A 19,224-nucleotide genomic window follows, 5' to 3' on the forward strand; every position below is an offset into this window, starting at 1 on the left:
ACGCGCACGTCAGGCTGCCAGACGGGGATGTCCTTGCGCTCCTTGAAGGTCAGGCCGTAGAGCTGGTTGGCGGCGTAGAACACGCCATTTTGCAGCACGTTGTCCAGCTCGAAGTACGGCTTGATCTGCGACTCGTCCAGATCGTACTTGGCCTTGCGCACCTGCTCGGAGTAGTGGTTCCAGTCCCATGCCTCGACCTTGAAGCCGCCCTTCTGCTGGTCAATCACGTCCTGGATATCTTTCGCCTCGCGCTCGGCGCGTGCCGTGGCAGCCGGGGCCAGCTTATCCATGAAGTTGATCGCCGCTTCCGGCGTCTTGGCCATCTGGTCTTCCAGCTTCCACGCGGCATAGCTGGAGAAGCCCAGCAGTTTGGCCTGCTCGGCGCGAATCTGCGCGATGCGGGAAATCAGTTCGCGCGTGTCGTTGGCGTCGCTCTTTTCCGCGCGATTCCACGACGCCTTGAACAACTGCTCGCGTGTGGCGCGGTCGTTGAGGTTCTGCAATGCCGGCTGTTGCGTGGTGTTCTGCAGCGGCAGCACCCACTTGCCGTCGAGCTTGCGCGCCTTGGCCGCTTCCACCGCGGCGCCGATGTCGCCATCGGACAGGCCGTCGAGCTTGCTCTTGTCCTCCACCACCAGCGCACCGGCCTTGGTGGCGGCAAGCAGGTTCTTGGTGAACTGGGCGCGCAGACCAGACTCTTCCTTGTTGAGGTCCTTGAGCTTGGTCTTGTCGGCGTCGGAAAGTTTGGCGCCGCCGCGCACGAAGTTCTTGTAGGTGACCTCCACCAGGCGCTTGGACTCCGCATCGAGCTTGAGGGAATCACGCTGGTTGTAAATCGTCTCGATACGCTTGAAGAGCTTGTCGTTGAGGACGATGGCGTCCTGATGCTCCGCAAACTTGGGCGCTTCGTCCTGCTGAACCTTCTGCAGTACGTCGTTGTTGTTGGCACCCGTCACCGCAAAGAAAGCGCGGCGAACGCGGGACAACAGCTGGCCCGACTTCTCCATGGGGATGAAAGTGTTCTCGAAGGTTGGCGCATCCGGGTTGTCGGCGATCTTGTTGATCTCCTCCAGGTGCTGCTTCATGCCCTCCTCCAGCGCCGGCTGGTAGTCGCCATCCTTGATCTTGTCGAACGGCGGCGCCTCGAACGGCAGCGTGCTGGGCGAGAGGAACGGGTTGACGGCACTGACCTCGGCGGCCGGCGGCGCCGTGGATGCCTTGGCCGGCGCGGTGCCGGCGGGAGCGGGAGAAGGCGGCGCAGCCTGTTCGTTCGATTGCTGCGAACAGGCGGCCAGCGCAATGGACGTGGCTATGACAAGCGTACGAAGACGTGGCATCAGGAGTTCCCCAGTGGACGGCACAAACCCCCACCTAACCACACCTTGCCTCGCCTGCCATGGGTCGAAAGTCAGGCCCTCGGCCACTCGGTCGGTTACTGCTGCCTCCTTCCTCAACCATTCGCGAAATGCCGCGATTTTGCGCAGCGAGAACTTTCGACCCGGCAGACCACGCAATGATCCAGCTACGATGCCAGGTTCACCTTCGGAATCAATCGGATGAGTCGGCCGGTAATCAGCTCGTCGGTGGCCATGACACTGCGCACAGGCACCGCGCCACGGCCATCGACGGCCATCTGCAAGATCGCCGCAGAATGCCTTGCGAATTGTGAGCTACTCAAGCGGCGTCGAGAGCATGAGGGCACCGCCAGATAGCATGGACCGCTCACCGACGGTGTCGGCAGTGCTTGTGCCATGGGCAGCTTTTGCCCAGGAGATCGACTGCGACTGACCAGGTCGATAGGGCATCCATTGGCCATAATCCAAATCCTTCGGCAAGCCTTTGCCCGCGTCGAACGCCACCGGCACCCGCACAAACCGCGCGTGTTCTCCAGTACCGCCACCACCAGCCAAAGGTGAGCTCGCCGCAGGAAAGGGCGAACGAACCACGCTCGCCAGACCTGCTTTCGCAAATAGCACCTGCAGGCCGGCGAGCTCGCCCCCGGAGGCGTCTGCGTAGACGTTGACCTGCTGTGTCGTGGCATGGGTAACGTGTCCGGCGTCATCGATGCGAACCAACACATAAACCATGGCGGAAGCCATATAGCGCAGCGCGCGTGCCGGATATTCGGGCTGCGTCAATTTCTCATCGTCCAGAGGATTTCTGGTCACGACATCGTAGAAATAGGCATCTGAAACCTTAGCGGCATAGCCGCCACCGCCGTCTGGCCTGGCCATGACACGAAGGCTCATACGCTTCTTGATTTCTTGCTCGGCCGGGCTGTCGACGACTCGCCTGAAGTGCCATGCCGGAACAGTCTTCTGGATTAGATCAACAACCGTGGCGGGCAGCTTTTCCCGCTGTTTCAGAGTGTACGAAGCAACGCTCCCATCGGACGCAACAATGATGGTGCCGTCGACCAGGAGGCTCAAATCTCCTTGAGCGACGTCGCCAACACTTGATCCCGCAAACAATAGGCACCCTGCAAAAAGCAGGCTTATGGCAATTCGTTTCATCCCCTCCCCCCCTTTCATATGTCGCGTCTATGCACCGATACGTGCAAATTTGCTTCGCCCCCTGCAACTCCCTCTGGCCGTGTTTCCAGTGACCATTGAAAGTGGTCTCACCCAACTTGCCGGGTCGCGACCACTTGCCAATCCGTCATGGTGGTGCCTGGGCACAGCAAAGCCCGACGGCTACCCTGGGTTGAAAGCGGTCGCTCCACAGTCACGTGATGAGGCCGGCATTGAACCGTCTCCTTATCAGTGAACCGAGATGGTCACTTTTACGCCGGGTCCGCTCATGTGCTTGGCCCCAGCAAGACAAGAGTTCACATCTGGCCTGGAAAAGTTGCACATGACCTCTTTTCGGGCACCCACTCTCAAGTCGCGCGAAGACAATCCAGAAAATGCGACCCGTCCGTTTGGAGCCACGACGTCTATGCCAAGCCCCAACAACTTCCACAGACACTCTATTTGCTCAGCATACCGGTCAAGATAGACGGGGAATGCATCGTCCACTTGATCGATAGGTATATCGGCGGTCGGAACGACCATGGCTCCGCCCAAGGCCTTCCCATAATCGACGTATCCGCAATCGCCGCTCAGGTTGCCGTACTGAGCCACAATCTTTGCCGTGTAGCGACTGGTCGAGTCTGCTTCGATGGAAATTTGCAGGACGTTGCTTGGACTTGGGTTCAGAGGGGGCGGAGACAAGTCCTTCTTGCGGGTGCACCCGCCAAGCGCGCCTATGAAAGCGATGGCAAATGCAGTGCGAATGAGCGCGAGGTGCAAACTGTAGTTCATCCTAGTCCCTGGACTAAACGACAAGACCCAGTATTTCCCTGGATTACCGAGGCCACTTTGGGTCGGAAGCGGAATGGCAAACTCCTGCTCGGCAAATGTTCGCTCGGCGGCAAATAGACCGAAGTTCGCTCTTGGAGGCCATTTTCGCTTCAGCGAACAAGCTGCTAATCGTGCAACTTGTACATGCTACTTCGCGACCGTTCTGACCCACGCCCGGAGCGATGCAGAGTCGTTGATCCTGCCCGGGAATGATAGATCGGGCACATAGGGGCCAAAGTCTCCTTCGCCGAGCGCGACCTTTTGAAGCGTCGAAAAGTAGGTTAGTCCGGACGGAAGCATTATCTGGCGAACCTCCATGTATCGACGGGAGATGTCGGTCGCCTCCCCCACCTGCGTGGCGCCCACTTTGCGAAACAAATCCACGGCGAGAAGGCATGAGCTGAAGCACGAGTGGTCGGTGATGATGATCAGGCGCCCTTTCATCAGAGAGCGCGGCAGCGCTGGAAGTGGCGATGGTTTCGTAGCAGGAGCATGGGAGGAACACAGTGGCAGTGTCGGCGAGAAAGCCCGGCCCGCCTTCAACGCGTCCTGCATCATCCGGGTCGTAGCGTCATATTCGGCCAGCTCAGGCCCTTGCGAAGCGTTTCCAAAGGCACCTCTAGCCGCCAACCTCGCCGCGAGGTTGCCTTCAGATGCTCGCCAGTAGTCGCCGCTGCAACTTTGCCTCACATCGGTGGCGGCCACGCGCTTTTCACCCACGAGTATCTTTGTCAATTGTTCGGCGTACCTGGAGCTTCCCCCGCCGTTGCCGCGAAGATCGACGACGACGAACTTCGCGGCCCTGAGCATTGCCTGCTGATCCGCTGCCTCTTTGACCAGAGAGGCCGCTTCCGCCTTCAGCGTCCCGAGGCTGATCCAATAGCCGTCCTCAAATGTCTTCACTGCCAAGCCGACCTGACTCTCTGTACCTGCCTTCTCGATGGCGTCTTCGATGACATCCTGGGAAGCGCCGCCCCAATGCAGCGCCATCTGCACTGGCGGCTCTCCCGTGCGTTGGAATACACACGTACTCGGCCTCTTGAGAAATGGGTTGCCTTCGTCAAGAAGAAGCCAAGGGGCCGCGTTGACCAGCTCTGCCTCGATCTGTGCATTGCCTTGGAACAAAGCAATGCGTTCCTTCGCCCAGGACTCGGCATCCAAGGCATCGCAGCTAAGGAGACGCGCATTGGTGACGTCCGGCTTGCCTGGTATCGGAAGCTGGGATGCGACAACCCATTGGTGGTCCTGGCGGGACAGCACGATGCCTGTCCACTTGACGTAAATGGGCAGCGCCGTGGGATGCGCCCAAATGTGCCCATCCCTGAAATCGGCGGCCAACCCATCCATGACAGCGCGATAACCCGGGTAGTCGATGACCTGCGGAATCCTTTCACTCAAGTGCTGCTTCGCAGCCGCGACAAGCGACGTGAACTCGACATCATGGAGCTCGACGGAGGCGCCGGGATGACTATCTTCAATGAGCGCCACCGCTGCCTGGCTATCGATGTCAGCCAAGGCGCGCCAGTGTTCCTGCGCTTGCGCGCTGCCTGGCGGGGTCGCTGCCCGGCACAACGATGCGCCGCAAAGGATGGACAGTGCCATGAGTGCATTGGCAACGATGGGTGACCTACCGCAATTCCATTGCATGACGATTCGCCCCTTCCCTTCATACCGATGTGATCACAAATGTCCGCTGGGTCTCGCGATCAAGTCGAGCCACTGCGATGTAGTCGCAACCCAGGCCCGGGATGTCTGCTTCCGCCCGAAAGCACGCACCTCTGACTATTCCAGAACGCGAGCCCCATTCCAACGCCCTTGCTCAAGTTCACGTCCCGGGCCACAACGAAGGTCGTTCGGGTATAGCTTGGCGCACCTGGCGCCTTCGCCGCCGGTAACCGCCAGCTGTTGCTGCGCGAACAACTGCCAAGATCGGAGGCAGATGTCCTGGCGCAGGATGTCTTGAAGCCACGGAAGCTAGTTGACGCGGCGAAGCGACGTCCTCGCGGCGACTAGCTCGGTGGCTTCGGCCGCGCTCCCGGCCATAATCGCCGAGTCCGGTAGCCACCTGATGGAACCGGGCCTCTTCAGCAGGATTCCATCAGGGAAACGAATAGCCGTTGGGTAACTCGACCATGCCGATGTCGCCTGGGAATGGTCGCCACCTAGTGCAATGCCAGCATCGGAAAGCGTCACCGTCACCTCGGACCCAAAGCCCGCCCTGTTCCTGAATTTCTTCATCAGGCCTCGCTTCGTCGCCCAGACCGAAGGGATGACCACCAAGCCGACAATGACGAAGAACAGGACCGCCTTGCCCGCAAGGGAAGTTGGGGCAATAAGGGCTGCGCAGGTCGCGGCTAGGGCACCGATAATCCCGAACTGGACCGGGAGTCTTAACAGCCACGGACCTTGTCGATATTGCCGATCAATCACAGCCCTGAAGTATTCGGCGCTGGCTTGAAACTGATAGCTGATCTGCATATCCCCCCCCGTAGTGTCCCGCCAAGCTCCCCGCCGCCCATGCGCGTCTCCCCGCCACAGTACCTGCTACGGATCGGAAACGGGCATTTTCAGTGGCGATCAAACCCGCGGTCGATAGCCCGTTCCCCAGGGCTGCTGACCGAATGCGTCGTACGTGCTGCCGACCAAGCTGCGAGACAATCAATCCTCGTCGATCGCCACCACGGTTTCACCTGGGTTACCAGGATAGATGACCGTTCCATCGGGTTGAATGATGGCGCCACGCGTGAGCTGCGCCGGCTCGATACGGCCACCGCCCATGATATGGAAAACCTCTTCGCCGCCCGCCATGAGGTAGTCGGCGACGATACGCCGATGGCAGCGCCACCACACTGCCTCCGAACACATGATTGCGCACTGCCGCTTGCGTCCGTCCTCGGTCAGCTGTGCCAGACCCGCGCGAAACTCAGGGGACAATGCGTAATCTGCATAATTGTGGAAACTGCGATTTGTCCAGAAGCCATTGGTCTCACCCGGAATGGATGCTGCCTTTTTGCGCAAGCCACCCAGTGCGGCGATATGTTGGTAAGAGATACCCATCGATGTCAGCGACGCGGGGAGCATATCTTCGTTGAACTGGGGATGCGATCGCGATCGAGGCATTTTGCGGATGTCGACCACAAGGGCTACCCCTGCTTCGATCAGCAACTCGGCGAACACGTCGAGACTTCGATCGGAATGGCCAATAGTGAAGAACGGGAGTTTCATACCTGATCCCGTCATCGCACGGGTTTGAGCGCACTACCTTTATGCGCGGCGATATGGTCAGTCGTGTCGCTCTTGATCTCGTATTGCGGGTCGTCTTCCGTGGCGTGGTGCACGTAGCCCTTATAGACAAAGTCGTTGGTATGGATCGCGATGATGTGGCCAGATACATGCCCGGCTTCTGAGTTCCAGGTCACGTGGTCGCCAACACGGAAGGGATGGCTCATGGCAGCTACCTCCAGGAATGGTCTGACATCCGACCCGTGCGCATGCAGCAGAAGTGTTGCAACGATCGCCCGAATCCGCTGTCGAAGGCAGCCCTCATCGCAAGGCCTGTCTAGTTGCCCGCGAGGCTATCGGGCAGATCGACGCGATAACCTTCGGCCCGCAGTTTTTCGAGATAGCTATCGGGGCCAAAAAGATCAGCCATCGGCAGCATCGCGAAACTCACGCTTTGCGATGCGACGGCATCGCGCGCCGCCGAAAGCCATGTGTCGCGCAGCCTCGCATGAACATACGCAATATCCGGATTGAAGCTGGCACCAGATGCGAGCAGCGTATCGCGGCACTTGTCCAGCTGGTCGCTCATGGGCAACTTGGAGAGATCCTCAAGATCACCGGACGACCAAGCCTCGGCGCGCTTTTGCATGACGCCAAGATCACCGTCCAGATGGTTCATGGTCGCCTCGAAGCAACCCAGTTCCATCACCGGCATGACGTGCGTATCGCCAATGGGGTCGCCGCTTCGCACAGCGTCTTCGCGGTAGATCACTGGGGTCAGCGCCAATTCCCGCTGTTTCAAAAGATCATCGATCACCGGCTGGATCATGTCCGGGGCAAGCCCGGCACGCCTGAGCGACGTCAAATACAGCTGGATGGCCGCGTAAACGGGGCGCCGGTCTTCGACAGCCTCATCATCGCCCATGTAGGCAGCCTTGAGGGTCAGCCACTTTTCGTAGTCCTGCGGCGGAACGACATCACGCAGCTTGCGGCCCCCTGGATTCAATGCAAGCCGATCGAAATAGCCGATGCTGGCGTGGATGCGCACACGCGGCACATCCAGCACCTCGCCAGCTTGTGCAATGACCTGGCGTACCTCGCGCGCACGCCACTGCATCCTTTCCGGCAGCTCATCCAGCGTACCGAGTATCCACAACACATGTTCGCCTTTGCGTACGCGCCACATGTCCGGCCCCGGCACGACGCCGACGACGGTCACGGGCCTGAGGTTGCGCACGTCCTTTGTCTGTAGCGAATCGTGATTTACGGGCGCGCCTGCCGGCGATTGATCGGCAATGGCCGCGGACGTCAACAACAGCGTGGAACACACGAGCCGGTGGATGGTTTTCAAGCCAATGCCTCCGATCTGCAGACGAGCCAATCACCGTGGCAAAAAGTGCCGTCAGGTGACATCGCGTTGCCCGAGGGTTCTCATCTTGCCTTGTCGTGAAGTTACCTGGCAACGGATGGCCGCTGACAGCTCCTTTTTGGCGATGCCCAGCTGTCAGCGACAGCTGGACAAGCTCCATTGCCAGCGATCGCTCGCCGCATTACCAGCGATACGACAGGCCCAGATACGCCTGCGTGTCCGGCGTCACACGATTCAAGCCCATATTGGCGCCCATATCCAGTTGCAGATCCGGATTCACCACATAGACGAAGGCGATATCACCCGATTCCTGCATCACATGGCCCGAAGGGTCATGGTTGTCCCCGCGCCAGTATTCAACGGCCACCGAGAGCTTGCTGGTCAACGAATGGGAGACATTGATGAGATTCGTCACTGAAAGGTGACGGCCATGTCCGTCGGTGTCGGCCAAGGCATCGAGCTCCGGCCCCAATGTCACGGTGAAACCACCGCCCACGGCTGCGCTCATCGGCATGGCCACGCCGCCCTCCCACTTTCCATTGCCGATGCGATGCGATGCCGTCGGCGCCTTGATGAAGGGAATGATCGAGGCGCTGAATATATCGCCGGTATACAGGTTCGTCTTCACGCGCACGTAAAGATCGCCTGCGCCGTTCGTGGTGTGGTGGTCGCCATCGGCGGCGGTGCGCACTTGGATATCCGGCGCCCAATTCACTTCGATGTCGGTATGGCTGCCGATGCCGTACTTCAGATACGGATTGAGGAAGTAAAGCGTTTCGGTGCTGCTGCCGTCGCGTGCGTCGCGAGTGTAATTGCCAACGTCAGTCTCCAGCTGCCACATGCCTTGGGGCACGGTGCAGGTGGCATTGGCCTTGGTGGGCCGGTCCGTGCAGATGGGCGAGATATCGTCTGCGCGTGCGGTGACGGCCGGCACGGAGATAGCCAAAGCAAGCGGAAAAAGCAGGATGGATCGGAGAGTCATGGTCACGCCTTTGGATCAAGGATGACCACGCATGCTAGGCACCTGCGTCTAAGGACGGTGCAGCATTCGCGCAGGCGATATCAAAACGCCATCAAGACGACTCGGCGATGCCCGCCAGGCGATAGCCAACCTGCAATTCCGTCACAAGGTGACGCGGACGCGCAGGCTGTTCTTCCAGTTTTTGCCGCAGATTGGCCATGTACACGCGCACGTAATGCGAACGCGAGGCATGGCCTGGCCCCCACACATCGATCAGCAACTGGCGATGCGTGAGCACTTTTCCCTGCCCTCGCACCAGTGCGGCCAGCAAGCGAAACTCGATGGGCGTGAGGTGCACCACATCGCCGCTGCGCCACACTTCGTGCGTGGCCAGATTCACTTCGATATCGCCAAAGCGCACCACCGCACTGGCTTGCCCGCGTGCACCCGCGAGGCTGGCTCGGCGCAACTGGGCACGAACGCGCGCCACCAGCTCGGGCACGCCAAAGGGTTTGACCAGGTAGTCGTCGGCACCCGATTCCAGTGCAGCCACTTTCTCCGCCTCGCTCTCACGCGCAGACAAGACGATGATCGGTGCGGACGACCAGCCGCGCACGTCACGAATCACCGCCTTGCCGTCGTCGTCGGGCAGGCCAAGGTCCAGCACGATCAAGTCGGGCTGACGGCTGGCCGCGTCGATACGCGCGTGCAGCGCATCGCCGGCTTCGAACACCATCATATCCTCGCGTTCCAGCGCAAGGCGAAGAAAGCGGCGGATGTCGGCTTCGTCTTCCACCACCAGGATGCGCGGCTTGGTCATGCGGGATCTTCCAGGTCGACGGTCGGCGGCTCGCCAGCGGCCAGGATGATTTCGAAGCGGGCCCCGTTCGGCTTGCGGCGCGAGGCCGAAATGCTGCCCCCATGAGCCTCGACGATGCGACGCGACAACGACAGCCCCAACCCCACGCCGGGAACAGCCGACTCACGCGCGCCCCGGGTGAACTGGGCGAACAATGCGTTGATGTCGATGCCAGGCGGGAAGCCCGGGCCATCGTCTTCCACGCGCAGGATCAGGTTCGAGCCCGTGTGGTCGGCTCGGATATAAAGCGTGGCATCGTCCGGCGTGTACTTCGCTGCATTGTCGAACAGGTTCACCAGCACGCGCTCGAACAACGTGGCGTCCAGTTCCACCAGCGGTAACTCAGCCGGGATATCGACCACCACCTGCCGTGCGCCCAGCGGCGTCGCCGCCAGTGCGGATCCGACAAGTTCGTCCAATGCATGCCATTGCAGGTCCAGCCGCACGCCTTCGCTCTGCAGGCGCGCGGCATCCAGCAGATTCGCCACCTGGCGTTGCATGCGATCGGCCTGATTGACGATGGCTTGTGCCACGTCGCTTTCGCCCAGCATGCCAGCCATGCCACGGATGGCCGTCAGCGGCGTGCGCATGTCATGCGACACGGCAGACAGCAGCGCGTTGCGCAGACGCTCTCCTTCGACGCGCAGCTGCGTCTCGTGCGCGACCTCCACGAAGTGCACACGCTCGATGGCAAGCGCGATCAACGACTGGAAGGCGCGCAGCAGGCCCAGTTGCTCAGTATCCAGCGCCGGTGCCGCGCCGCGTTCGAGCATGAGCACGCCGCGCGTGCGCAGGGGCGTCGTCAATGGCAGGTAGGTAGCGTTGTTGGCGGGCAGTGTCTCGGTGCCATGTCCCGCCGGCAGACCTTCTTCAAGCACCCATTGGGCGATGCCCGTATCGCCGTGGCCAGCTGTGGGCATGCGTTCGTCCCTGCCGGGAAGCAGCAGGCTGACCTTGCCGTCGAGCAAGGGACCGATGCGTGCGGCGCAGATGTGGGCGATGTCCTCGTCGCGCACGGCCACGGAAAGATCAGTGGCCACTGCCGCCAGTGCATTCGCTCGCCGCTCACCCGCCGCCGCGCCAACCGCTTCCGCGCGCAGGCGAGCGGCGAGCTGGCCCGTCACAAGCGCCACCACCAGCATCAGGAGAAACGTGAAGAGATATTGCGTATCCGAGACGTGGAACGACCACACCGGCGGCACAAAGAAGAAATCAAAACTTCCCACGGCGACGACGGCAGCCAGGGCGCCGGCGGCACGCCCCCAGCGCAACGCCACCAGCATGACCGTCAGCAGGAAAACCATCACCACGTTCGACAGGTCGAACACGCGCAGCAGCAAGGCGGCGATGCCGGTGGTAAAGGCGCAGGCCGCTACGGCGTAGGCCAGCACGCGATACTGGAAAGGGCGCGGTGGTACCTGTTCAGGGTGCGGGATCATCGCCGGCCATGATAGCCGCCCCCTTGCAGGAACGGCTATCGCGGTGGATCTCGGCATGTTCACATCAGCGGCGTCAGCAGCAGGTCGATCAGCTTGATGCCCAGGAAGGGTGCGATGATGCCGCCCACGCCGTAGATGAGCAGATTGCGGGTAAGCAGGTCCTTGGCGGGGGCCGGCCGGTAGCGCACGCCGCGCAACGCCAACGGAATCAGCGCCACGATGATCAGGGCGTTGAAAATGACGGCCGAGAGGATGGCCGATCCCGGCGAATGCAGGTGCATGATGTTCAGCGCATCCAGCGACGGATAAGTCGCCACAAACGCCGCCGGCACAATAGCGAAGTATTTCGCCAGATCATTGGCGACACTGAAGGTGGTCAGCGCCCCGCGCGTCATGATCATCTGTTTGCCGACCTCGACCACGCGCAACAGCTTGGTCGGGTTGGAATCCAGGTCGACCATGTTGCCGGCCTCTTTCGCTGCCTGGGTGCCGCTATTCATCGCCACCGCCACATCGGCCTGGGCCAGCGCAGGCGCATCGTTGGTGCCGTCGCCGGTCATGGCGACGAGATGGCCCTCGCTCTGGTAACGGCGGATAAGGGCGAGCTTGTCCTCGGGCGTAGCCTCGGCCAGAAAGTCGTCGACACCCGCTTCCGCCGCAATCGCGGCCGCGGTGAGGCGGTTGTCGCCGGTGATCATCACGGTAGCGATGCCCATGCGGCGCAACTCCGCGAACTGCGCCTTGATCCCCTCCTTCATGATGTCCTTCAGCTCCACCACGCCAAGCACGCGACGGCCGTCCGCCACCACGAGGGGCGTGGCACCGCGTCGGGCGACGTCTTCGACGGTACGTTCGACATCAGCGGTGAATGCCCCGCCCATCGCCTCCACATAGGTACGCACCGCAGCCGCTGCACCCTTGCGGATGCAACGCTCACCCATGTCGACGCCACTCATGCGGGTGCGCGCGGTGAACGGGACGGCGACGCTGCCCTCGGGCAGGCCGGGATCATCGGCGCCCAGCCGGTCACGCGCCAGCGTGACGATGGAGCGGCCTTCGGGGGTTTCATCGGCCAGCGACGCGTAGCGTGCGGCTTCTGCAAGAGTCGACTCGCTAACCCCTGTGGCGGGATGGAATGCATGCGCGTGGCGGTTGCCCAGCGTGATGGTGCCGGTCTTGTCCAGCAGCAACACGTCTACATCGCCGGCGGCCTCGATGGCGCGACCTGAAATCGCAATGACATTGGCCTTCAGCATGCGGCTCATGCCTGCGATGCCAATGGCGGAGAGCAACGCCCCGATCGTGGTGGGAATCAGGCACACCAGCAGCGCTACCAGCACCGTCACGCTGACCACGCTGCCGTGGCCGCTGAGCGCAACGCTCAGTGCGGAAAATGGCAGCAGGCTCGCGCACACCATCAGGAAGATCGCGGTGAGCGCCACCAGCAGGATCGTCAGCGCGATTTCGTTGGGTGTTTTGCCGCGACGCGCGCCTTCGACCATCGCAATCATGCGGTCCAGGAAGGCTTCGCCCGGATTGGCAGTGACACGCATGATGATCCAGTCGGACAAGACGCGCGTGCCACCCGTGACCGACGAGAAGTCGCCACCGGATTCGCGCACTACCGGCGCGGACTCGCCTGTGATGGCCGATTCGTCGATCGACGCCACGCCTTCTACCACTTCGCCGTCGGCGGGAACGGTGTCGCCGGCCTCGGCCAGTACATACGTACCGGCAATGATCTCGTCGCTATTGGCGATGTGCCAGGTGCTGCCCAGACGCGGCTCTCTCAGCACCTTGGCGTGTACGCGCTTCTTTGCCGCGCGCAATGCCTCGGCCTGGGCCTTGCCGCGCCCTTCGGCCAGTGCCTCGGCCGCGTTGGCGAACAACACCGTGAACCACAGCCAGCCAGCGACGGCGAAGATGAAGCCAGCCGGTGCATCGGCGTGGCCGCGCAACGCCTGCACGCCGAGCAGCGTGGTGAGGATGCTGCCCAGATACACGACGAACATCACCGGGTTCTTCCACTGCGTGGCAGGCGCCAGCTTGGCAAACGCATCCCAGATGATCGCGCCCCACCCCGGCAAGGCGATGGCCGGCGGAGTATCAAGGCTTTCGGGAATAGAGATTCGGGGAGTGCTCATGGAAAGCTCCGTTCAGCGCGCGCCATCAAGCGCGACATTCAAGGCAAGGACATTGACGCGCGGTTCGCCCAGCAATCCCAGTTGGCGACCCTGCGCCTGGCGATCGATCAATGCGTTGACCTCGCCCAGCGGCAACTGGCGTTCGGCAGCCACGCGCCCCGCCTGCCTATGCGCGTTGGCTAGGCTGATATCCGGATCAAGGCCCGACCCAGAGGCCGTGACTGCGTCGACCGGCACCGGCGCGTTGCCGGCAAGTCCGTTTTCCATGCGGAATGCCGCGGCGCGATCACGCACGGCGTCGCGCAACTTCGCACTGGTGGGGCCAAGGTTGCTGGCACCGCTGGCGGCGGCGTTATAGGGCTGGTCGCTGGTCGCACTGGGGCGCGGATGGAAGTAGCGCGGCGCACGGAAGTCCTGGCCTAGCACCGCCGAACCCACCACGGCGCCACCCTGACGTACCATGCTGCCGCCAGCTTGATGCGGAAAGACCACAGACGCGATCGCGGTACTGGCCAAGGGATACGCGATGCCGGTGATGGCCATGAACAGCACCGCCGACACGAGAACAGGACGAACAAGGGAATGTCTCATGGTCATGCCTCAGAAGAACTGGCCGACGGACATGGCAAGGTGCTCGACGATCGGGCCCAGCGCCAGCGACGGCAGAAAGGTAAGGCCGCCCACTACGACGATCACGAAGATCAACAGCACCGTGAACAGCGGCGTAGCGGTCGGAAGCGTGCCCGGGCTTTCCGGCACGGAGCGCTTGACCGCCAGCGATCCGGCCACGGCCAGCATGGGCAGCAGGGTGAAGTAGCGACCCAGCAACATCGCAAGGCCAATCGTGGTGTTGTAGAACGGCGTGTTCGCGTTGAGGCCACCGAACGCCGAACCGTTGTTGGCGGTGCCCGAGGTGTACGCGTAGATCAATTCGCTGAAGCCGTGCGGACCGGCATTGCCGAGGCTCGACGCGGCCCCTGGCCAAAGCGCCGCCAGCGCCGTGAATCCAAGGATGCAGAACGGATGCGCAAGCACCGCCAGCATCACCAGCTTCATCTCGCGCGCCTCAATCTTCTTGCCGAGGAACTCCGGCGTGCGCCCGATCATCATGCCCACCAGGAACACCGTGAGAATCGCGAACGACACCAGGTTGATGAAGCCGACACCCACACCGCCAAACACGTTGTTGAGCATCATCAGGAACAACGGCACCATGCCGCCGATCGGCGTCAACGAATCGTGCATCGCGTTGACCGAGCCCGTGGTGGCGGCAGTGGTGACGGCGACGAACACGCTGGTCTGTGCGATGCCGAAGCGCATCTCCTTGCCTTCCATATTGCCGCCTGGCTGCAAGGCACCGGGCGCCTGGTCGACGGACAAGCTGGCAAACATCGGGTTGCCGGCGCGCTCAGCTGGGTATTCCACCGCGAGAAAGCCCACGAACATGACGAGGAACGCGGCCAGAAACGCCCAGCCCTGCGCACGGCGCGACAGCATGCGGCCGAACGCATAGGTCAGCGCCGAAGGGATCAGGAACATCGCCAACATATGCAACAGGTTGGTCAGCGGCGTGGGATTCTCGAACGGGTGCGCCGCGTTCGCACCGAAGAATCCACCACCGTTGGTACCGATGTGCTTGATGGCTTCCATGCTTGCCACGGGTCCCGTGACGATATGCTGCGTGGCGCCCTCCAGCGTCGTGGCATCCACGGCGCTCGACAGTGTCTGCGGGATGCCCTGCCAGACGTAGACCACTGACAGAACCAGGCAGATCGGCAACAACAGCCGCCACGTGACGCGGCTGAAATCGGCCCAATAGTTGCCGACAACGCGTGATTCGCGCTGCGCAAGGCCGCGAATGAAAGCCGCGCAACCGGCAATGCCCGACGCAGCGCTCACCGTCATCAGGAACGTGATGACCGCCATCTGCGAGAAGTTGGACAGGCTCGACTCGCCGGAATACGACTGCCAGTTGGTGTTGGTGATGAACGACGCCGCGGTATTGAAGGCAAGGTCAGGCGTCTGCGCCGCGCGATGCAGTGCATCGAACGGCAGCCAGGACTGCATGCGAAGAATGAGGTAACCCAGCAGCATCATGGCGGCGTTGCTGAGCACCAGCGCCAGGCCATAGGACTTCCAGTCCATGCCGGCATCGGGGTTGATTCCCAGCAGTCGATAGCCGATGCGCTCGGGCAGCCAATGTCCGCGGGCGGTGAGCACGCGGGTGAGCCAGCGCCCTGCCACCACGACCAGACCGGCCATCAGCACCAGGAGCAACACGAATTGGGCGATATCGATGGACATGGCTCAGATCCGGTCCAAAGCGATGACAAAACAGGCGGTGACGACAAAGAACAGCGCCGCCACCGCCACGAAGACGATGTCGTACATGGGATACCTCGGAGAGTGGTCTCAGAATCGCTCAGGCTTGATCAGCGCGTAGAGCAGATAGGCGAACAACGCGAACAACAGCACGCAGCCAGTCACGACCATGACGGCGTTCCCGCGGCAGGGGCCAGGCGCATGGCGGAATACCTCTTCAATGACGAGGCGCCCAGCGTAGGTCGGCGCATTTCAAGATGGCACGGAGATAGCGGTGCCCGATATCAAGGCCATATCAAGATCCTGGCGATACCCTCGGACCCAGCCTCCGGCCGGAAGCTGGCCCTACCGCCCAACCTTGTGGAACTAGATCACCCACATCCAAAGCGCTACGCCCACGTCGACCCTGGCGGCAGGCAGCACGCGTAACCCGGCAGGACGACAATGCAGTACCAGCCCTCGACCAAGCAGCCCGTGAGGGCTATAGGGCTTGAGCATCGCCGCCCCGTTTTGCCTGATATCGAACCTGCCACCTTACAGCGGCGTAACAGAAGAAGGCGCATGTTGATGGTGCGCCGAAGCATGGTTAGCCCCGCTACGCGCGCCTCAGATTGTATGCATGGCTTTGTTGGTCCTCTGAGCTTTCTCCGCTTATGTCGGAGCCGCAGGCTAGCGCTTGCTCATGACTTGCCCGACGCAGGTCAATACTCGAGGCCTCGCCATGTACAACCCCAATCAAGTGAACTCGCTCTACTTCTATCCGCACACGCTGCACTTCGCTCCGGTTTCGGATGCGCAAGACAGCGAGCAACGCAATCGCTGGTTCCCGAGCTACAAAGCATCCACCGCAAGACCGCGGGGCAAGGCGCCAGTAGCGCAAGCCCGGCGCGCTTCTGAGCGCGATTCGCGAAACTGTGACAAGGTAGGTCAGGAGGTCGACGATGCGCGCATGGATGACGACGGTGCACCCGTACAAGCTGCACCCCTCGAAATTGTCGAAGGGCGATCAATGATTGCTTGATCGCCAAATCTCTTTACATCCCGATCAACCAAGCAAGCAAGAAGGAAAGCCTCATGACCAGCGTTTCGGGCAAGACCACCAATGGTTTCACGTACGAAGGCGATTACGAACACGCAAACCCCGATCGCGTCACGTGGACTGCCATCTTTCGGCGGAGCGGTGTGTTCTTCGGCATGCGACATGGCCGCGTCAGCGAACTCACCGGCGTTCCCGCCGGTGAGATCAGCGAAGCCGTTCAAGACGACATCGAGTTTGTCTGGGTCCAGGCACGCTAGCTATCGCGCGAGCAAGCCCCAAATCCAGTAGATCGCAATCGCCAGCTGCACGGCAAAGAACAAAAAGCGGACATTGACCGCAACAACACTCACGGAGATCAGGTGAGTGATGGATTGGCCGATGCGGGCAACCAGGAGCCACGGGGCCAGCGGATCGGTGAGCTCGGTTCGGCAGGTGACGATGGCTACGAGAAGAAGACCGCCAAGGACAGGAAGACTCTCGATGCAGTTGGCATGTGCCCGAGCCAGTCGCTGCAAAAATGGCGAGAGGTTCGCGTTATCCGGCTTGAACTCGTTGGACTTGGCGCGCCCGGAGATCACCAGATAAGAGCGAATGACCTCCATGAGCACGAGCAAGGCGAGTGCCCATGCAATGAAGAGCGTCAGTACCAAGGCAGATGTGTTCATCCGTCAGCCCTCCTGTATGGCCGCCCTATTCCGGTAGGCTGACCACTGCCTTGAAGCCGCCGAAGATCATGCGTTTGCCGTCGAAGGGGCACTCGCTGGCGGCATCCATGCGTGGATCTTTCATGAATTTCTCCATGCCGGCATCGCGGGTGGCTTTGTCAGGCCATTCCACCCAGGAGAACACCACGGACTCATCCTTCGTCGCCTGAACGGCGCGGCGGAAATCGGTGAGCTTGCCGTCGGGAACGTCATCGCCCCAACACTCCACCACCCGGATGGCGCCATATTCCACAAAAATGGGGTCGAAGGTACGGGCATGCGCGATGAATTTCTCGCGGTTGGCGTCGGGTACGGCGATCACGAAACCATCGATATAGGACATTGCTATCTCCTTGGCGGAAACGGCGGCCGGCATGGCCGCCTTCACATAGGCGACGAACGAGCGCTTGCGGGATCGACACGGAACCTGGCGCCGGTTCCAAACTCGGGCAAGGCCCGCCATCGACAGACTGTCGGCGGGCAGGCCAATGACTGCCTACTATAGATCCGCTTCGAGTCGACATCGGGACTTAGTCTGCCTGCCAGGTCACCCAGTGACGAGCCTTAGGCACCGCCGATCACTGAGCAGAGACTTGGCAGATACCATTCGCACGGTTTTTCCCAGTGTACGAGACACCCACCGACCCATCCGGGTTGTTGTTGATGGAAACCACCGTGCCGGTCCCTTCATCGCGAGCCTCGAAATAGTTCTCGTTGTATTTCTTCAACTTAGCTTCCTTGCCATTGATGTAAACGGGTCCGCCGCGATCCGAGTGAACATCGATATGGCCAGGGCACGTGGCATTTACCAGCTGCAAGCCACCGCTTGCTGCCACCGAGGTGGACGACACTTTTTCCTTGGCGAACACCCCGCGGCATCCACGCTCGACCCACACCGCGTGCTTGGACAAACCCCACGAGACACCTTCGGTGCAGGGCGAGTTGCTGAGTTGCTTGACCAGGCGAACGGCGCCATCGGTGTCCATCGGACACTCCGTGCGCTTGCTTCCCTGAGACTCGCACGTGACCTCCTGGGCGAAGGCGGCACTGGCGCTCAACAAAGACAGAGCGGCAACGAATAAACGGATACCACGCATCATGGCTTCCCTCGCAACGGCTAAGAGTCGGTTCTCCTACGGACGCGTAACTGGGCGCGGGGTTCGGCTATCAAGCCGGACTGCCATTTCCCGTCGGACGACGTTATTTCCTGGAGCGATGAGTGCAAGAAGTTACGCGCTCCGAGGATGCGTCCAAACACCCGTCTTTGCGACCGAAAACCTACGGGAAAAGCACTCCGTAAAATTACGACGTGCGAAAGGATGTCAAGCAACACATGCGATATGCGCGTCGAGTCGAATGCGGACCCCTATGCCGAATCACCACGAAACCAGGAAGTCGCCACTATGAATTTTTCCGCCTCTTCTGGCGAGGCAAAAGGGCCAACCAAACTACCGGAATGCCTATTCTTGAATGTGGTCCCTTCAACCCATTCCTGCTCGTCGAGATATGCCTCGCCACTGCGCAATTCCAGCACCGCCGCAGCTCGCTTTCCGTCCACGCTGTAGAGCGTGGACGCGCTTCGGTATTCCTGCCCTTGCAGTGAAGACTTATCCATTTTTTCCCAAGATTTCATATTCATGATTGGCGAAACACGCGTCGCTAGCCGTTTCAAGAAGGTCCGCTTCACGCCCTGAGCCGTTCCGTCAACTATCCGACGAAGCTAGACCAGCAAGCAAGGGCGAGCCACGGCGCTGCAAGGCCATAAGGTAGCGCGACTCATCGTAGGGCGTGTGGGACAGCCAGCATCGATGCAGGATGCGGATC

At 61.2% G+C, this 19,224-nt stretch carries 21 protein-coding genes; 2 read left to right on the plus strand and 19 right to left on the minus strand.

All coding sequences use genetic code 11. The annotated features are described in order from the left end of the window. From AC1DMY_RS20580 to kdpF, 15 genes are all read right to left on the minus strand, one after another. A partial coding sequence (locus tag AC1DMY_RS20580) for a M3 family metallopeptidase (protein ID WP_477166717.1) occupies positions 1-1,337 on the minus strand: 1,337 nt, incomplete at its 3' end. 333 nt (positions 1,338-1,670) lie between these two features. After that, the gene (locus tag AC1DMY_RS20585; RefSeq protein ID WP_477166718.1) at positions 1,671-2,513 is read right to left on the minus strand and encodes a hypothetical protein; all 843 of its coding nucleotides are present in this window, start codon (positions 2,511-2,513) and stop codon (positions 1,671-1,673) included. A gap of 246 nt (positions 2,514-2,759) precedes the next feature. After that, on the minus strand, positions 2,760-3,302 hold the full coding sequence (locus AC1DMY_RS20590; RefSeq protein WP_477166719.1) for a hypothetical protein: 543 nt from the start codon (positions 3,300-3,302) through the stop codon (positions 2,760-2,762). A gap of 186 nt (positions 3,303-3,488) precedes the next feature. Then, a complete protein-coding gene (locus AC1DMY_RS20595; protein ID WP_477166720.1) occupies positions 3,489-4,943 on the minus strand; it encodes a S41 family peptidase in 1,455 nt (484 codons plus the stop codon). A gap of 372 nt (positions 4,944-5,315) precedes the next feature. Further along, positions 5,316-5,819, minus strand: a complete 504-nt coding sequence (locus AC1DMY_RS20600; protein ID WP_477166721.1) for a hypothetical protein — start codon at positions 5,817-5,819, stop codon at positions 5,316-5,318. Positions 5,820-5,999: 180 nt separating this feature from the next. Next, complete coding sequence (locus tag AC1DMY_RS20605) at positions 6,000-6,566, minus strand: DUF488 domain-containing protein (protein ID WP_477166722.1); 567 nt, start codon at positions 6,564-6,566, stop codon at positions 6,000-6,002. Positions 6,567-6,577: 11 nt separating this feature from the next. Then, positions 6,578-6,790: a hypervirulence associated TUDOR domain-containing protein gene (locus AC1DMY_RS20610; protein ID WP_477166723.1), complete on the minus strand. Its 213-nt coding sequence runs from the start codon at positions 6,788-6,790 to the stop codon at positions 6,578-6,580. A gap of 110 nt (positions 6,791-6,900) precedes the next feature. Continuing rightward, positions 6,901-7,944 (minus strand): TraB/GumN family protein, encoded by a 1,044-nt coding sequence (locus AC1DMY_RS20615; protein ID WP_477166724.1) that lies wholly within the window; start codon positions 7,942-7,944, stop codon positions 6,901-6,903. Between the two features lie 169 nt (positions 7,945-8,113). Further along, positions 8,114-8,914 carry a transporter gene (locus tag AC1DMY_RS20620; RefSeq protein ID WP_477166725.1) on the minus strand — a complete coding sequence of 267 codons (801 nt, stop codon included), beginning with the start codon at positions 8,912-8,914 and terminating at the stop codon, positions 8,114-8,116. A gap of 91 nt (positions 8,915-9,005) precedes the next feature. Then, complete coding sequence (locus tag AC1DMY_RS20625; RefSeq protein WP_477166726.1) at positions 9,006-9,713, minus strand: response regulator; 708 nt, start codon at positions 9,711-9,713, stop codon at positions 9,006-9,008. Further along, the gene (locus AC1DMY_RS20630; RefSeq protein WP_477166727.1) at positions 9,710-11,191 is read right to left on the minus strand and encodes a DUF4118 domain-containing protein; all 1,482 of its coding nucleotides are present in this window, start codon (positions 11,189-11,191) and stop codon (positions 9,710-9,712) included. The genes AC1DMY_RS20625 and AC1DMY_RS20630 overlap by 4 nt, the downstream gene beginning before the upstream one ends. Before the next feature lie 59 nt (positions 11,192-11,250). Beyond that, positions 11,251-13,335: a potassium-transporting ATPase subunit KdpB gene (kdpB, locus tag AC1DMY_RS20635; RefSeq protein WP_477166728.1), complete on the minus strand. Its 2,085-nt coding sequence runs from the start codon at positions 13,333-13,335 to the stop codon at positions 11,251-11,253. Positions 13,336-13,347: 12 nt separating this feature from the next. After that, positions 13,348-13,926: a potassium-transporting ATPase subunit KdpC gene (gene kdpC, locus AC1DMY_RS20640; RefSeq protein WP_477166729.1), complete on the minus strand. Its 579-nt coding sequence runs from the start codon at positions 13,924-13,926 to the stop codon at positions 13,348-13,350. A 9-nt stretch (positions 13,927-13,935) separates the two neighbouring features. After that, a complete protein-coding gene (gene kdpA / locus AC1DMY_RS20645) occupies positions 13,936-15,639 on the minus strand; it encodes a potassium-transporting ATPase subunit KdpA (RefSeq protein WP_477166730.1) in 1,704 nt (567 codons plus the stop codon). Positions 15,640-15,747: 108 nt separating this feature from the next. Further along, positions 15,748-15,828, minus strand: a complete 81-nt coding sequence (gene kdpF, locus AC1DMY_RS20650) for a K(+)-transporting ATPase subunit F (protein WP_477166736.1) — start codon at positions 15,826-15,828, stop codon at positions 15,748-15,750. A 550-nt stretch (positions 15,829-16,378) separates the two neighbouring features. Between kdpF and AC1DMY_RS20655 the strand changes: the two genes are divergently transcribed. Continuing rightward, positions 16,379-16,678: a hypothetical protein gene (locus AC1DMY_RS20655; protein WP_477166731.1), complete on the plus strand. Its 300-nt coding sequence runs from the start codon at positions 16,379-16,381 to the stop codon at positions 16,676-16,678. Between the two features lie 53 nt (positions 16,679-16,731). After that, the gene (locus AC1DMY_RS20660; RefSeq protein ID WP_477166732.1) at positions 16,732-16,953 is read left to right on the plus strand and encodes a TonB-dependent receptor; all 222 of its coding nucleotides are present in this window, start codon (positions 16,732-16,734) and stop codon (positions 16,951-16,953) included. Here the strand turns inward: AC1DMY_RS20660 and AC1DMY_RS20665 are convergent, their stop codons facing one another. The 4 genes from AC1DMY_RS20665 to AC1DMY_RS20680 all read right to left on the minus strand — a co-directional run bounded on the left by AC1DMY_RS20665 (position 16,954) and on the right by AC1DMY_RS20680 (position 19,039). Further along, positions 16,954-17,361: an MAPEG family protein gene (locus AC1DMY_RS20665; protein WP_477166733.1), complete on the minus strand. Its 408-nt coding sequence runs from the start codon at positions 17,359-17,361 to the stop codon at positions 16,954-16,956. A 25-nt stretch (positions 17,362-17,386) separates the two neighbouring features. Continuing rightward, positions 17,387-17,743, minus strand: coding sequence for a DUF1428 domain-containing protein (locus AC1DMY_RS20670; RefSeq protein WP_477166737.1), 357 nt, complete (start codon positions 17,741-17,743; stop codon positions 17,387-17,389). Positions 17,744-17,978: 235 nt separating this feature from the next. Next, positions 17,979-18,500 carry a DUF3011 domain-containing protein gene (locus AC1DMY_RS20675; RefSeq protein ID WP_477166734.1) on the minus strand — a complete coding sequence of 174 codons (522 nt, stop codon included), beginning with the start codon at positions 18,498-18,500 and terminating at the stop codon, positions 17,979-17,981. A 266-nt stretch (positions 18,501-18,766) separates the two neighbouring features. Further along, the gene (locus tag AC1DMY_RS20680) at positions 18,767-19,039 is read right to left on the minus strand and encodes a hypothetical protein (protein WP_477166735.1); all 273 of its coding nucleotides are present in this window, start codon (positions 19,037-19,039) and stop codon (positions 18,767-18,769) included. Positions 19,040-19,224 lie beyond the last annotated feature (185 nt).

The sequence above is a fragment of the Dyella sp. 01L423 genome (genome assembly GCF_056399945.1).

Coding starts and splice junctions, on each gene's coding strand:
- AC1DMY_RS20585 (WP_477166718.1), bottom strand. CDS start 2,513: ATGAAACGAATTGCCATAAGCCTGCTTTTTGCAGGGTGCCTATTGTTT.
- AC1DMY_RS20590 (WP_477166719.1), bottom strand. CDS start 3,302: ATGAACTACAGTTTGCACCTCGCGCTCATTCGCACTGCATTTGCCATC.
- AC1DMY_RS20595 (WP_477166720.1), bottom strand. CDS start 4,943: ATGGCACTGTCCATCCTTTGCGGCGCATCGTTGTGCCGGGCAGCGACC.
- AC1DMY_RS20600 (WP_477166721.1), bottom strand. CDS start 5,819: ATGCAGATCAGCTATCAGTTTCAAGCCAGCGCCGAATACTTCAGGGCT.
- AC1DMY_RS20605 (WP_477166722.1), bottom strand. CDS start 6,566: ATGAAACTCCCGTTCTTCACTATTGGCCATTCCGATCGAAGTCTCGAC.
- AC1DMY_RS20610 (WP_477166723.1), bottom strand. CDS start 6,790: ATGAGCCATCCCTTCCGTGTTGGCGACCACGTGACCTGGAACTCAGAA.
- AC1DMY_RS20620 (WP_477166725.1), bottom strand. CDS start 8,914: ATGACTCTCCGATCCATCCTGCTTTTTCCGCTTGCTTTGGCTATCTCC.
- AC1DMY_RS20625 (WP_477166726.1), bottom strand. CDS start 9,713: ATGACCAAGCCGCGCATCCTGGTGGTGGAAGACGAAGCCGACATCCGC.
- AC1DMY_RS20630 (WP_477166727.1), bottom strand. CDS start 11,191: ATGATCCCGCACCCTGAACAGGTACCACCGCGCCCTTTCCAGTATCGC.
- kdpB (WP_477166728.1), bottom strand. CDS start 13,335: ATGAGCACTCCCCGAATCTCTATTCCCGAAAGCCTTGATACTCCGCCG.
- kdpC (WP_477166729.1), bottom strand. CDS start 13,926: ATGAGACATTCCCTTGTTCGTCCTGTTCTCGTGTCGGCGGTGCTGTTC.
- kdpA (WP_477166730.1), bottom strand. CDS start 15,639: ATGTCCATCGATATCGCCCAATTCGTGTTGCTCCTGGTGCTGATGGCC.
- kdpF (WP_477166736.1), bottom strand. CDS start 15,828: ATGGTCGTGACTGGCTGCGTGCTGTTGTTCGCGTTGTTCGCCTATCTG.
- AC1DMY_RS20655 (WP_477166731.1), top strand. CDS start 16,379: ATGTACAACCCCAATCAAGTGAACTCGCTCTACTTCTATCCGCACACG.
- AC1DMY_RS20660 (WP_477166732.1), top strand. CDS start 16,732: ATGACCAGCGTTTCGGGCAAGACCACCAATGGTTTCACGTACGAAGGC.
- AC1DMY_RS20665 (WP_477166733.1), bottom strand. CDS start 17,361: ATGAACACATCTGCCTTGGTACTGACGCTCTTCATTGCATGGGCACTC.
- AC1DMY_RS20670 (WP_477166737.1), bottom strand. CDS start 17,743: ATGTCCTATATCGATGGTTTCGTGATCGCCGTACCCGACGCCAACCGC.
- AC1DMY_RS20675 (WP_477166734.1), bottom strand. CDS start 18,500: ATGATGCGTGGTATCCGTTTATTCGTTGCCGCTCTGTCTTTGTTGAGC.
- AC1DMY_RS20680 (WP_477166735.1), bottom strand. CDS start 19,039: ATGAATATGAAATCTTGGGAAAAAATGGATAAGTCTTCACTGCAAGGG.